Raw genomic sequence first — 13,904 nt, forward strand, 5'->3', positions numbered from 1 at the left:
CGAGTTCAGGCATTGTCAAAAACAGAAGGGCAACCAATTACCTCGGATACAAAGGCTGTTAAAGTTATCGAGTCGCTGTTAATGAGTTGTACTTCACGTGAAGCGTGACATGTATTATTTTAGGCTTTACTGCATTGGCTATGGTGGGTTGGCGGCGTTATGGCTGACGGTGCCGGAATCATTCAGGACTGCTGTTTTTTATCTAACATTCACCGCAGCCTTCTCTATCAACGCCGTTCTCAACTTCCGTCTGATGAAACCGTCCTACAACATGAGGCATGAAGAGTAATTTGTGCGAAGGAGAAGATATGGACCAACCCAACTATGCGGGTTTTTGGATAAGAACCGGCGCGGCGCTGATTGATACGGTGCTGATTCTGATTGTTGTTTATCCCCTTTTAACGCTGATATACGGCCAGGACTACTGGACAAGTGGGGCAATTGTGTTCGGTTTTTGGGATGTGATCCTCAATTACATTCTGCCCGCCATTGCCGTGGTCGTATTCTGGATTTACAAATCGGCTACTCCAGGGAAAATGTTCTTAAAATTACGCATCGTGGATACAACCACTGGCGAAAAGCCGTCATCGGGTCAACTTATTGGCCGTTATTTCGCGTATTACGTGTCCATCTTGCCCCTGATGCTGGGCATTATCTGGGTTGGCTTGGACAAGCGTAAGCAGGGCTTTCACGACAAACTGGCTGGAACCGTCGTGGTGAAGACCGGCGCGACGCCTCGTTAACATTAGCTGTATCGATTCAGCGCTGTGCCGGCTTAACAAGGGCTGAATTGATGTTGATTCTTCTGATCTGAACAAGCCCCCAATGGCTGCAAAATTCGAGACAGGCGGGTGACGGTCGTTTACATTAAGTATAGATGTCCTGATAAGCTCGCACATCGCGGCTAGGGGGTACCCGCCATGGCAGACTCACATCTCTATCGCTACAGCGCCTTCACGACATCGCCCGAGGGTGGTAACCCGGCTGGCGTCTGGATCGGTGAGGCATTACCAGACCCGGCAACAATGCAGCGTATCGCCGCTGAGGTGGGTTATTCTGAAACCGCTTTCCTGGTCCCACAATCGGATTCAAAGCTAACCGTCAGGTACTACAGTCCAGAAGCGGAAGTGTCATTTTGTGGCCACGCCACCATTGCTGCGGGTGTGGTTCTCGGCACGGTTCAGGGTGAGGACCGGTATCTGTTCGAGACCGCGATTGGCGAAGTGCCGGTCGAGGTCGAACGGCAAGACGGCGTTTGGGTGGCTTCGCTCACCACGGTGGAGCCCAGGTACGCACTGGCATCGGACGCGCTGATTGATGCGGCACTGGCTGCGCTCCACTGGCCGCGTGAGGACCTCAATATGGAGATCCCGCCTGCATGCGCGTTTGCCGGTGCCTGGCACTTGGTGTTAGCGGTTCAGGAAGCAAGACGGCTGGTGGCCCTGGATTATGATTTTGATGCATTGAAATCAGTGATGCTTGACCACGGCTTGACCACAACACAGCTGATTTGGCGCGAACACGCCGACCTGTATCACTCGCGAAATCCGTTTCCAGTGGGCGGCGTGGTCGAAGACCCGGCTACCGGCGCAGCCGCTGCCGCCCTGGGCGGCTATCTCAGGGATGCGGGGCTGGTGTCACCGCCGGTCACGTTGACCATTCGCCAGGGCGAGACCATGGGCCGGCCGAGCAAACTCGTGGTCGACGTTCCGGTTACCGGGGGTATTACCGTGACTGGGTCAGCCGTGACACTCGACGCGGTTTAAACGCTCACCTGGGATTGGCCTCTCGCAGGACATTGCAGCGGTTGCCGGTGAAGCGCGATGAGCTTTTTAGAGGCGGCAATATCAGATTATTGCGCTAATATACTCCTGCGACACCTGCAGCCCGTCTGGCCTGTTTGACCAGCGGTCGTCGTGGGTCCGCGGGGCCTGTCGTCAGGCCGAATTGAACGCCTTGCCTCCTCAGCTTTTTCCGCATTCTGGCTGTTTTTCGAATGGCTTTCTGCGGTTAGTTGCGCGCAAGGGCAGCCGTCTAACGACCTTTGCAGACTAATCACCATGGAATCGAGTCTGAATAAATCGCTCTGTGAACACGATTTCCGTCGAGGAGCGACCTTCGGTATCACCCTGGCTGGATTGTTATTCCTGGCACCCTTTGCCATTAATAACTTTTTCCAGGGTCGAGTCGTGTTGGGCTCGGTCGCGTTGATGATTATCGCGGTGTTGGGGATCAATGCCTGGAGTATCCATCGCGGTCGTTTTCTGCCAAACCTGACCATGCTGGGACTTACCCCCGCGATTATATTTTTCCTGATGGTTGCCTTGCGTGAACAGGGCATCATCGGTGTGTTGTGGTGTTACCCCTCGGTGACCTGTTTCTACTTCATGTTGCCTGAGCGCAAAGCCTGGATTGCCAATGCCGCACTGTTGATCACCTTGCTTCCCCAGGCCTGGCTGGTTGTGGAGCCGGAAGTGGGCGTGCGGGTGATCGCGACGCTGTTGTTGGTCAACGCATTCTCAATCATTTTCATCCGGGTCATTGTTGATCTGCAGGAAAAACTGCATGCCAAGGCGGTAACGGATCCCCTGACCGGGCTGTTAAATCGGACGCTGCTAGACGAAGTGTTGGCGCAATCGGTTCAACAAAGTGCCCGAACGGGCACGCCGATGACACTGCTGGCCCTGGATCTCGACCGGTTTAAACAGATAAACGATAACTTCGGCCACGATGCCGGCGACAAGGTTCTGAAAGGTATCGGCGAACTCCTCCGTAAGCGGGTTCGGGCGACTGACAAGCTATTCAGGCCAGGCGGCGAAGAGTTTCTGGTACTGCTGTATGACACCGACAAAGACAATGGTCACCTATTCGCGGAAACGCTTCGGGGCGCCATTGCATCGTTCGCACTACTGGATGGAGTGGCCATTACCGTCAGCATAGGGGTCGCGACATGGCAGCCAGGGGAGAGCGTGGTGATGTGGCTCAAGCGTAGTGATGAAAATCTGTATCGTGCCAAGTCTAAGGGGCGGAATCAGGTCGCGGCGTAATAAACGCTACGCGGCGGGACGGGCCAGTCGGCCATTCACCAGAAATGGGGTGGCGTGAAATGTGTAGCTCTGCCGGGTGCCATCTTGTTGCTGCAAACGCATCATCACGGTGTCAGGCTCAGTCGTCATGAGCAAATGCAATTGCGATTGGGGCTGCCTGTCCATCAGAGGTGTCGGGTTAAACAGTGCCCCGTTGACGTCGTTTTGCCCCTGCCCAGGAAAATATCGATTGAGTTGGCGCGCACGCGCAGACGGATACTGGAACGCATCAATGCCCATGTTTCGCATGGTGGAACCGAGGTTCTGGCAATAATCGTAGTGCCCTGGGTCGGTAAGTTCGTCTTGCTCGGCGCGCCATTCAGACGCTTGCAGCTTTATCCCGCGCTGTGCCAGGTATCGCGCGCTGAACAGCAAGTGTTCCGATTTAAGCGGGGCCGCAAACGGTACAACAACATCGCGGAGGAAGACGAACCGATAAAACGCGGACTCAACCAAGGCAGCCTCAATGGAGGTGCCACCATAGAAAAGGCTTTTTTCATAGGGCCGCCCAAAGCGCGAACCGTAGCGCAAGGGTGGGTACCTGAATGGCGTTGCCAGCAAGTAGTGGAGTTTTGCTGTACTTTCAGGTCTCGGTGGTTTGCTGAGTTCGATCATGTCTTCGAGAACGGCCTGTTCGGCCAGGTTATCGACCAACTGAGTGGTTGCGACTTCTTCTTGCGATTCCACTACCCGAAATAATTCGCCCTGAAAGGTGCTGACGGCTGCTTCAATCCGGTCGGTGAGTCTCAAGTATGCCCTCGCATAGCGTCGAGATACTGAGTGACTCGTACCAGACCTTCTGCGGTGGTCACCAGATCCCTTGGCGTTTCCTCAAAGTATTTGTTTCGAGTCTGAAACCAATGGCGAATGGCGTCGTGATCGCCACCCACCAGGGCATAGACACTCCGGTAGACCCGGACCAACAGAAGCGCCAGTTCACCGGGTTTGCTATTGGGGTCGAGTCCCGAACGCTTCAGCACGGAACGGTCGCGGCCAATGATGTCCGCAATGTCGGTTTGCGTCAGCCCGAGCGATTTACCGGCATTCAGTACGGCTTTGGCCAGGACCTGTTTGCGGTCGGGTTGATCTTTGATGCTCGTGGCGGAATCCATTGGTTCTCCACTGTGGCGGAGTATTGACATCAATATAGTCCAAAGTGATGTGGGCGCGCCATCATAATAAGGTCATCTTCCTGGGTGTTTGAGCCCGGGCGGTTGGATGATCGTTAAGCTCAGTGAGGCGGAGTTCGGCATGGGGGTTCCTCAATGCGGATCGAGGACGTCAATCAGGGTTTCAAAGACTCGCAGCACGCGGGTTTTCAGTCAGATATATCAACCAGTTGCGCGACTGCGTGATGCTTCACGTCGACAAAGCCGTGGATGCGTGACCAGACCCGTGTCGTGACGTCATGCCGCCAAGTCTGGGTCGCGGAGGCCGGTAACCTGTGCCCACCAGATCCGTCAATCGGAACGTTTGCGAGAGTGTGAACAGATGGCTCAAGGCACTCGGCAGGGGGTTGTCGCCAAAGCCTTGCGACTGAACAGTCGGCGGAGCTGCAACACTTTGAGGTGAGTGATAGCGAGCAGGCCGACATCGCCTGCCCGATAGACGATCAGGCGGTTTTGGCGGGTTCGAAACGGCTCTGCAACCAGCCTTTGATAGCGTTGGACTCGTAAAGCCACTCCTGCTCACCGTTGCCTTTCTGGATCAACAGGCAGGGCACTTTGATGCGTCCGCCACCGGCTTCCAGCGCAGCACGGTGATCGGTATTGTGCTGAGCATCGCGGGTCTCAAGATTGAGTCCAAGGCGTGCCATTTCTTTTCGCACTTTAATGCAAAACGGACAAGCGCTGAAATGGTACAGCGCCAGCTGGCTGGTTGCCTGATCCACTTTTGCCTGATCTTCCGGCGAGCGCGCCACTGATTTGGGGGTGCTGAGTTTTTCACTGATCAGCATGACCGGCGTCAGGATCAGACGCAGAGTGCGAAAAAAATATCGAATAACCATTTTCATGTTGTGCAACCTATACATCGTTAAACGGGAATCCGCTGACTGTCCCAGTGAACGCTGAGTCAGCGATTCAGTTGTAAGCTCGGCCGGGATGGTAACACTTCAGGCGCGATTAACCGATTCAGGCGGGCTAATGGCAGTGAGGAAACGTGCCTCGAGGTCCTTAATGATTCGACTGGCTCAGGTACCCTTCCAGTTCCTCCCGAAACGCCGCCTGAACGCCAAGCCGCTTCATCATCCAGTAGTGACCCGCAATCATGCGGTCAATAAAAATACTTTCCACCGGCGGTTTGAAGTAATCCAGGTATTTGAACACGGTGGTGGTTTTAGCCGCGACGTCCTTGTGGATGCTGGATTCAGCAAAATCATAGGGGGTGTCGCTGTTGAACGGTTTGACGAGAATGTCCCGCCACATGGCGTAGTAGGCTTCATCCACCGCCGGTTGCGATTCCACCCGGGCACCGAGGTCGATCAGGTGGCGGTCGAGGGCGGCGTAATCCTCATCCAATGCCGATACCAAGGCATTACGGTATGCCTCGACTATCTCGGGTTTGAGTTTTTTCACGCAGCCAAAGTCGTACAGAATGATGGTGCCGTCTGGTCGGTAGGCGAAATTTCCGGCGTGAGGGTCACCGTGGATACACTGGAACCGAAACAGCTGGTCGGCCATCATGGTGAAGATACGATGGCCGATAAGATTGATGGTGTCCTGATTGTACTTTTCCGGGGTGATGGCGCTGATATGGTCGCCCTCCAGCAGATCCATGGTGAGAATCCGGCGGGAAGAATGGCTTCTGATCACCCGGGGGATCTTGATCCATTCGTCTTTTTCGTGGAAGACCTGGAAGGCATCAAGGTTATGAGCTTCATTCTCATAATCGAGCTCTTCCTTGAGGCGCACCCGAATTTCAGCAAACAATTGATCAACATGCTCTTTTGGCATCTTGAGTAAACCGCCAAGCCGCAGTGCCATGCGTAACTGCTTCAAATCCGAGTCGCAGGATTCGTCGACGCCAGGGTATTGGATCTTGACGATCACGTCGTCACCGCTGTGTAGCCGGGCCCGGTGGACCTGGCCTATGGAGGCGGCGGCGTAAGGGGTTTCCTGGAGGTACTCGAACAATTCGCTAATCGGCTTGCCAAGTTCCGACTCGACCTGGGCGGCGATCACGTCGAACGGCATTGGTGGTGCCTCTTTCTGCAGTTTTTGCAGGGCGTCGGAGAACTCTTTGGGTAGGAAGTCCTGGGTCTGGGACGCAATCTGCCCCACCTTCATGACCGCGCCTTTCAGTTCACCCAGGGTATCCACGATCTGATCGGCCATTCGGCTGTAGTTTTCACTGCGGGCCGCTTCGTCGGCTTCTTGCCCGAACAGCTTGCGGGCGCGCTGGCCGGCATACTGTCCCGCCACCGAGGCGGTCATGCCTGCCAGCTTGAAAAAGCGTCCGCTACGGGAAGTGACCGGTTTCTTTGCCATGCCGTGTGTGCGCTCTCCGAAGCCGTCTGGTTTGTTGTGTGTTAGGCGACGTGGGTTTCGATAAACAGCGCATCGTCTAACTGCAATGTCAGTTTTTGGCCCGACGTCAGGGGGCCGACACCATGCGGCGTGCCTGTCAGCACAACATCTCCCGGCATCAGAGTAAAGTGCTCACTGATGTGGGCGATCAACGGCAAGATCGGATTGAGCATATCGGCGGTGTTGCCGGTTTGCTGGCGGTGCCCGTCGATGTCCAGGCTGAAGGTCAGGTGGTCGGCGTTTTTCAGGCGTTCGGCGGCGATAAAGGGTGACAGCGGGCAGGCACCGTCGAAACCCTTTGCACGCTCCCAGGGCTGGCCTTTTTCTTTTAACTGGTTTTGTACATCCCTCAGAGTCAGGTCCAGGGCCAGGCCGTAGCCCAGTATGGCCCGTTGGGCCTCTTTTTCCGAGGCATTGGTCAGTGGTACGCCAATCAGCACCGCCAGTTCGGTCTCGAAATGCACCGTTCCACGGTTTTGTGGCAGGACCAGTGGCCGGGTCAGGTGCACGGCGGCCGTCGCCGGCTTGATGAAGAGTAAGGGCGTGTCCGGAATGGGGTTGTTGAGCTCCCGGGCGTGCTCAGCATAGTTGCGGCCAATACAGACAATCTTGCCCAGCGGCAAGCGGACAGCGGTGCCATCCTTCCAGTGGTGTTGATAGTCAGTCATGGCCACAGCTCCTTGGGCAGGTTTCAACGCAGGCTAATCACCTTCAAATGAACACACAGTGTAAACCTTGAGATTGTCTGCGCGCAGTTTTTCAGAACCACCCAAGTCGGGCAGGTCGATCATTGCGGATACCTCAAATATTTCCGCACCAATCCGGCGGATCAAACGCGAGGCGGCCAGCATCGTGCCACCGGTCGCTATCAGATCATCCACCAACACCACTTTGTCACCGGGCTTGAAGGCGTCTTTGTGAAGCTCGACGGAGGCAGTGCCGTACTCCAGTTCGTAATCTTCCACCAGCGTATCAAATGGCAGCTTACCTTTCTTGCGAATCAACACCAGGCTGGCATTCAGCTCGTATGCCAGCGCCGAACCGATAATAAAGCCCCGGGCATCGACCGCCGCCACAGCGTCAATCTCATGGCCATGGTAACGGTGGACAAAGGCATCAATCAGCTTGCGGAACGCGGTCCGGTCCTGCAGTACCGTGGTTATGTCCCGGAACTGGACACCGGGTTTGGGCCAGTCGGGCACGGTACGTATGGCTTTCTTAATGTTTTCGGCAAAATAATCCATAAACAGTCCGGTCTGATCGTAGCCTGGCTTACGCGGCATCCAGGAAAATAAATTTAAGAATGAACACGACGGCGATGATAACAACGCTGGCGTTCAGTTGTGACCAGCGACCGCTCAATGCTTTCATCAGAACATAGGTAATAAAGCCCAACGCAATGCCATTGGCAATAGAGAACGTCAGCGGCATCATCAGGGCGGTTACGACAGCGGGCGCGGCATCGGTGACGTCATCCCAGTCAATCAGTTTGAGACCGCTGGTCATCAATACAGCCACGTACAGCAGCGCCGGTGCGGTGGCATACGCCGGAATGATGCTGGCAATGGGCGAGAGCAAGAGGCACGAAAGGAACAGGGCCGCTACCACCACCGCTGTCAGGCCAGTACGGCCACCCGCGGAAATGCCGGCTGTGGATTCGATATAGCTGGTGGTGGTGGACGTCCCGAGTGCAGCGCCGGACATGGTGGCCACGGAATCTGACATCAGCGCCCGGCCAAGGCGAGGCAACTTGCCTTCCTTGTCCAGCAGACCGCCACGGTGAGCGGCCCCGATCAGCGTACCGGAAGTATCGAACAGGTCCACGAACAGGAAAGCAAAAATAATGCTGATCATACCGACGTTCAGCGCGCCCGCGATGTCCAGTTGCATAAAGGTCGGAGCCAGGCTTGGCGGCGCGGCGAAAAAGCCTTTGTACTCAATCAGGCCCATGGCCAGTGCTGCCAGGGTAACCGCAATGATTCCAATCATCACGGCACCGGTAATGCGGCGGAACGACAACGCGCAAATGAGCAGGAAACCACCGAAGAACAGCAGGCTCTGTGGTGTTTTAATGTCGCCCAGGCCTACCAGCGTGGCAGGGTGGTCAACAACAATACCGGCGTTTTTAAGGGCAATCAGCGCCAAAAAGAAACCAATGCCCGCGGATATGCCAAATCGCAGTGCCATGGGAATGCTGTTGATGATCCACTCCCGCACTTTAAAAATGCTGAGCAGGAAAAACAGCAAGCCGGACATAAAGACCGCGCCCAGCGCGACTTGCCAGCTGTAGCCCATGCTGCCCACCACGGTGAAGGAGAAAAATGCATTCAGCCCCATGCCCGGTGCCAGGGCGATGGGATAGTTGGCCCAAAGTCCCATGATGAGGGTACCGATGACGGCGGCGAGACAGGTCGCCACGAACACGGCCCCGAAGTCCATGCCCGTAGCGGACAAAATGCTGGGGTTGACCACGATGATGTAGGCCATGGTCAGGAAGGTGGTAATGCCCGCCACAATTTCTTTGCGCACGGTGGTGCCGTGGTCTTCGAGTTTAAACAGTCGTTCAAGCATGACGAAGGTATGCCTCGTAGGATGATGAATCGGGGTGTGAGCCGAAAGTGTTGCCTGGGCCGCTACAGTGGTGACCGCCGGGGACGACGCCTGGACGTCTGATCGTGCAACTCCGGAATGTGAAAAAAAAGCAATGTTACCGGTTGATCAGGTCAAGGCCAAGTATTGAAGCCCAACTCAACGAGGATGCGGGTCTCGTTGCAGGCGAATATCAAACCGAATGGCCAGCAATCGCACCAGCACGATAAACAGCAAGCCGATAGAGAGCGCAAGGCTGTCACTGTCCAGCAGCCACTGACAGACCAGGTAGAGCCAGCAGCCGGCAAACGAGATGGAGGCGTATACCTGATCCTTGCGGAAAATGAAGGGCACTTCGTTGCACAGAGTGTCCCGCAGCGCACCGCCGAAGGTGCCCGTCATGACGCCCAGTAGCGAAGCAATAAACCAGGAATGCCCTTGGTCCAGTGCAAGTTGGGCTCCCAGAATGCTGAAGATGCCCAATCCAATGGCATCAGGTAACACGATGCGGGCCTCTCGGAGACGGTGAGCGCGAGGCCAATAGCTGAAAATAATAGCCATCACGAGAATCAAAATCGGCTGTTCCTGATGTTGGATCCAATACAACGGATGGTTGTTCATCATCAGGTCCCGCAGCGTACCGCCACCCAGTGCGGTCACGAACGCAATGGTGAAGACACCGACGGGGTCCATATTCTTGCCGCGTGCGACAATCATGCCTGAGATGGCAAAGGCGATGACTCCGAGCATTTCGAAACTGTAGAGGATGTCAAACATAGAGGGTCCGTCGCGGGAACTGAGGCTACCGACAAGAATGCAAAAGACGCCCGCAGAATAGCCGAAATGCGTCGACGAATCATCTTAACGGCGCCTTTAACGAGCGGGTCGGGAAGGCTGCTGTCCTTGGTGAGGGTGGAACGCGATGTACGAAACTGATCCAAGAATGGAACTCAACGGTATAAGCCATCAGCCTGTGTCTAACCTTAAATTTTTTGGAGTATTCCTATGTCATTGATTCGTCTTGCCTATGCAAGCAAAGCGACGTTTGACGCGATGCCACTGGAGCGGGGCATCGAGCCCAATGTAGCCAGAATTTTGCTTACGTCACGGCGCAACAACCCGAAAAAGGGGCTGGTGGGTGGCCTCTATTACGGCAACGGCTGTTTTTTCCAGTACCTGGAGGGCGAAGCCGAGGCGGTTCACGCGGTGTATGAAACGATTAAGCGGGACAGCCGACATAAAGAAGTGAAAACGCTGATTGAAGAGCCGTTGGAGGCGCGCACGTTTACCAACTGGTCGATGAAATACGTACCGGTTGCCGGCGATGTCAGCCAGTTTTTAAAGCGTCACAAGCTGACCGCATTCGACCCGTATCAGTTTGATCGCGCACTCTGTGATGGAATGATCGAACTGATTCGGCAATCCAGTCACGATGACCGGCTGGTCAACCATAGCGGCACGCATTCCGGTCGTGAGGCGGACAAAGTGGTTTCGACAGGCGCACGTAATGGCCTGATTGTCGCTGGGGTTATTATACTGGCTGCGGTGGTTGTGGGTGGTATAGCGATGTTCTGAGGGGTGATTGCCATTAGCCCGGCTTATGTAAAACCATAAAACAGGTTTATTTGATTCATGGCGTGACTGGGTTTAGGTTGAGGCTAATTCAGCGTTGTTTTATCAGTGTTGATAACGCATTTTATACCTTTGGAGTCACACCATGAGAGCAATTTTGTGCAAAGAATACGGCCCGGCGGAAACATTGGTCATCGAAGACACCAAAAGCCCGGAAGCCAAGGGTAGTGGTGTCAAGGTCCGGGTTCGGGCAGCGGGCCTGAATTTCCCCGACACCCTGATCATCGAGGGCAAGTATCAGCTCAAACCGTCGATGCCGTTTTCCCCGGGTGGTGAGATGGCCGGGGAGGTGTTGGCCGTGGGAGATAAGGTCACGCGCTTCAAAGCGGGAGACCGTGTCATGGGACTGACCGGGTACGGTGCCTTTGCGGAAGAAGTCGTGGTGGCCGAGGCCAACTTGTTACCCGTCCCCGATACCATGAGTGATGAGGAAGCGGCGGCGTTCACCATGGTGTATGGCACCTCCTATCACGCGCTCAAGCAGCGGGCCAATATCCAGCCCGGAGAGACGCTGTTGGTGCTGGGTGCCAGTGGAGGCGTTGGTCTGGCGACCGTGGAATTGGGCAAAGCCATGGGCGCCCACGTCATCGCGGCGGCCAGCAGCGCGGATAAACTGGACGTAGCGAAATCGGCAGGCGCCGACGAGGTGATCAACTACACCGAAGAGCCGCTCAAGGACACCGTGAAGAAGCTGACCAACAACCGCGGTGTGGATGTGATCTACGATCCGGTTGGTGGGGATTTCACCGAACAGGCTCTCAGGGCCATGGCGTGGAATGGCCGGCACCTGATCGTTGGGTTTGCCGCGGGTGATATTCCCAAAATCCCTGCCAATCTTACACTGCTGAAAGGGTGTTCTGTGGTGGGGGTGTTCTGGGGCGCGTTTACCCAGAAAGAACCCCAGACCAGCGCACAGAACATGATGGACCTGTTCAAGCTGTACACCGATGGCAAAATCAAGCCTCGCATCAGTGAGGTGTTTGCCTTCGAAGATTATGCCAAGGCCTTGAATGCGCTGACCGAGCGACGGGCGAAGGGTAAAGTCGTGTTGAAAATGGCGGACTGAGTCGGCCCCGGCTGATATCAAAGGCCGTTGTGTTCTGACAGGGCATGACGCCGAACGCAAAAAAATGCCGCTGGTGCTGACAGCGGCATTTTTTTTGGCAAGCCGTCATCAATGTCCCGTTTAGCTAGAAGCGGATTGCGCCGGCATCAATCTGCTTTGCCAGCGCACCGTCGATCCTGGTGTAGCCCTGTGTTTTTGGCAGCCAGACATAGACCTCGTCGTCTGACCGGCCGGGTGTGTAGGCAGCCTTTTTCAGGTCGACTTTCTTATATTTGAAGGTACCGGTTTTTTCGATGCCTCCGGTCACCCGGACAAACACCGGAATGGCATACGATGGCAGGTTTTCATGGAGATAACGGAACAGCTTATCGGGCTCAAACGCAGCCAGGGTCTGCTGGGGTACCAGCGTTACCATGCCGGCCTTACCGTTAGTGTCGGGCACTTCGATGCCATAGACGATGGCTTCTTCCACGAGGCCCGAACCATCAATGATGTTTTCCACTTCGGTGGTTGAAACGTTCTCACCCTTCCAGCGATAGGTATCGCCCATTCGGTCCACAAACTGCAGGTGCCCACAGCCGATTTGTTTCAGCACATCGCCGGTGTTAAACCACGCGTCACCCTTTTTGAAAGCGCTGTGGAGAGTGGATTTCTCGGTGGCGTCCTCTTGGGTGTAACCCTCAAACGCCCACTTCTCATTGATCTCGCCAATCAGCAGGCCGGGTTGACCCTGGTCGACTTCGGCCATAAAGCCTTTAGCGTTCCGGACCGGGTCCCGGGTGCCGTCGTGAAATTTGACCAGCTTGTAGGGTGCGGTTGAAAAACCGACGGTATTGTCCATGTTAAAGAAATTGCTGAAACCGATATTGCCCTCGCTCGACGCATACAACTCGGCCACGGTGTCAACGCCAAAGCGGTCCTTGAACGGTTTCCAGATGGAGGGGCGCAAGCCGTTACCGACCATTTTGGTCAGGTTGTGGCGACGGTCCTGATCGCTGGGTGGCTGGTTGAGGAGGTATCGGCACAGTTCACCCACATAGCCGAACGTGGTGGCGTTGAATTTGCGCACGTCATCCCAGAATGCGCTGGCGGAGAACTTGCGGCGCATGGCGATAGCGGCGCCACCGGCCAGGGCCGAACCCCAGCACACCAGCAATGCGGTGCCGTGATAGAACGGCAGCGTGCAATACAGTACGTCAGTCGGCACCATGCTGAGGGACATGTGGCCAAAGCCGCCGTAGGCCTTGATGAACTTACGGTGAGAACCCGGCGCGGCTTTGGGCAACCCAGTCGTACCTGAGGTAAACAGGTAAATAGCGGTATCGCCCATCACCGGTGGATTACTGAGCGTGGGGTTGTCGCCATTGTAAGCGCTGATTTTTTCAGCCAGGTTTACGTAGCCGGAGGGGGCATCACCGAATGCATTCAGGGTGTTGGTGTCGGCCAGAAACAGGAAGGGCTGCTCGTGGGAGGACTGGATGTTGGCTTTGACGTCGTCAAAGGCGTCGATAAGCTCCTCGCCCACCACCACCATTTTAGGAGCAATCAGGTTGACGCTGTGTTCCAGCGCTTTGGCTCTCTGGGAGGTGTTAAGCATGGCGCAGGCGACGCCCACCTTGGCGGCGCCCGCCACAATGGCCAGCAATTCCGGACGGTTTTCCAGGAAGACGGCGATGGCATCGCCTTTTGTAAGACCCTGGTCTCGGAGATAATGGCCAATTTTATTGGCCCAGGCGTTGAATTCGCCGTAGCTGAGACTGCGGTCTTCAAACAGAATGGCGGGCCGGTCACCGTACTGGGTGGCATTGCGCTCAATCAGCGTGCCCAGGGTGAGTTCTTTGTTGGTATTTTTGATCGAGTAGTAATAGTAGCCTTTGGCGATTGAGGGGATCCTTCGCAAAACCCTGGGCAGGCTGCGCACAATGTCCCGCGCTGAAACAGTATCCTGAGTCATATTATTGTCCGTAAGGGTTATTGGGGCCATCCGCGTTGTATTGCGCCGCG

Annotated in this window: 14 protein-coding genes; 5 read left to right on the forward strand and 9 right to left on the reverse strand. The window is 55.5% G+C overall.

The features are described from left to right. Positions 1 to 308 precede the first annotated feature (308 nt). The 3 genes from GRX64_RS04645 to GRX64_RS04655 all read left to right on the forward strand — a co-directional run bounded on the left by GRX64_RS04645 (position 309) and on the right by GRX64_RS04655 (position 3,047). The gene (locus GRX64_RS04645; protein WP_166264136.1) at positions 309 to 743 is read left to right on the forward strand and encodes an RDD family protein; all 435 of its coding nucleotides are present in this window, start codon (positions 309 to 311) and stop codon (positions 741 to 743) included. A gap of 177 nt (positions 744 to 920) precedes the next feature. Next, complete coding sequence (locus tag GRX64_RS04650) at positions 921 to 1,766, forward strand: PhzF family phenazine biosynthesis protein (RefSeq protein ID WP_166264139.1); 846 nt, start codon at positions 921 to 923, stop codon at positions 1,764 to 1,766. Positions 1,767 to 2,060: 294 nt separating this feature from the next. After that, positions 2,061 to 3,047 carry a GGDEF domain-containing protein gene (locus tag GRX64_RS04655; protein ID WP_166264141.1) on the forward strand — a complete coding sequence of 329 codons (987 nt, stop codon included), beginning with the start codon at positions 2,061 to 2,063 and terminating at the stop codon, positions 3,045 to 3,047. Between the two features lie 6 nt (positions 3,048 to 3,053). On the opposite strand, the gene GRX64_RS04660 is transcribed toward GRX64_RS04655, so the two are convergent. The 8 genes from GRX64_RS04660 to GRX64_RS04695 all read right to left on the reverse strand — a co-directional run bounded on the left by GRX64_RS04660 (position 3,054) and on the right by GRX64_RS04695 (position 9,979). Then, on the reverse strand, positions 3,054 to 3,836 hold the full coding sequence (locus GRX64_RS04660; protein WP_166264143.1) for an RES family NAD+ phosphorylase: 783 nt from the start codon (positions 3,834 to 3,836) through the stop codon (positions 3,054 to 3,056). Next, the gene (locus tag GRX64_RS04665) at positions 3,833 to 4,198 is read right to left on the reverse strand and encodes an MbcA/ParS/Xre antitoxin family protein (protein WP_166264145.1); all 366 of its coding nucleotides are present in this window, start codon (positions 4,196 to 4,198) and stop codon (positions 3,833 to 3,835) included. The genes GRX64_RS04660 and GRX64_RS04665 overlap by 4 nt, the downstream gene beginning before the upstream one ends. Positions 4,199 to 4,698: 500 nt before the next feature. Beyond that, a complete protein-coding gene (locus GRX64_RS04670) occupies positions 4,699 to 5,100 on the reverse strand; it encodes a glutaredoxin family protein (protein ID WP_166264147.1) in 402 nt (133 codons plus the stop codon). Positions 5,101 to 5,260: 160 nt separating this feature from the next. Further along, complete coding sequence (locus tag GRX64_RS04675; RefSeq protein ID WP_166264149.1) at positions 5,261 to 6,574, reverse strand: ABC1 kinase family protein; 1,314 nt, start codon at positions 6,572 to 6,574, stop codon at positions 5,261 to 5,263. Positions 6,575 to 6,615: 41 nt separating this feature from the next. Further along, on the reverse strand, positions 6,616 to 7,281 hold the full coding sequence (locus tag GRX64_RS04680; protein WP_166264151.1) for a fumarylacetoacetate hydrolase family protein: 666 nt from the start codon (positions 7,279 to 7,281) through the stop codon (positions 6,616 to 6,618). 33 nt (positions 7,282 to 7,314) lie between these two features. Continuing rightward, entirely contained in the window at positions 7,315 to 7,857 is a 543-nt protein-coding gene (locus tag GRX64_RS04685; protein WP_166264153.1) for an adenine phosphoribosyltransferase, read from the reverse strand. Between the two features lie 28 nt (positions 7,858 to 7,885). Next, positions 7,886 to 9,184, reverse strand: coding sequence for an NCS2 family permease (locus GRX64_RS04690; RefSeq protein ID WP_166264155.1), 1,299 nt, complete (start codon positions 9,182 to 9,184; stop codon positions 7,886 to 7,888). Between the two features lie 177 nt (positions 9,185 to 9,361). Beyond that, positions 9,362 to 9,979 (reverse strand): trimeric intracellular cation channel family protein, encoded by a 618-nt coding sequence (locus tag GRX64_RS04695; RefSeq protein WP_166264157.1) that lies wholly within the window; start codon positions 9,977 to 9,979, stop codon positions 9,362 to 9,364. A 228-nt stretch (positions 9,980 to 10,207) separates the two neighbouring features. On the opposite strand from GRX64_RS04695, the gene GRX64_RS04700 reads away from it, so the two are divergent. Further along, positions 10,208 to 10,777 (forward strand): BLUF domain-containing protein, encoded by a 570-nt coding sequence (locus GRX64_RS04700; protein WP_166264159.1) that lies wholly within the window; start codon positions 10,208 to 10,210, stop codon positions 10,775 to 10,777. A 142-nt stretch (positions 10,778 to 10,919) separates the two neighbouring features. After that, on the forward strand, positions 10,920 to 11,900 hold the full coding sequence (locus GRX64_RS04705) for an NADPH:quinone oxidoreductase family protein (protein WP_166264161.1): 981 nt from the start codon (positions 10,920 to 10,922) through the stop codon (positions 11,898 to 11,900). Between the two features lie 124 nt (positions 11,901 to 12,024). Here the strand turns inward: GRX64_RS04705 and GRX64_RS04710 are convergent, their stop codons facing one another. After that, positions 12,025 to 13,854: a long-chain-acyl-CoA synthetase gene (locus GRX64_RS04710; protein WP_166264163.1), complete on the reverse strand. Its 1,830-nt coding sequence runs from the start codon at positions 13,852 to 13,854 to the stop codon at positions 12,025 to 12,027. Positions 13,855 to 13,904: the final 50 nt, after the last annotated feature.

Source organism: Marinobacter caseinilyticus (assembly GCF_011074955.1).
Lineage (GTDB): Bacteria > Pseudomonadota > Gammaproteobacteria > Pseudomonadales > Oleiphilaceae > Marinobacter > Marinobacter caseinilyticus.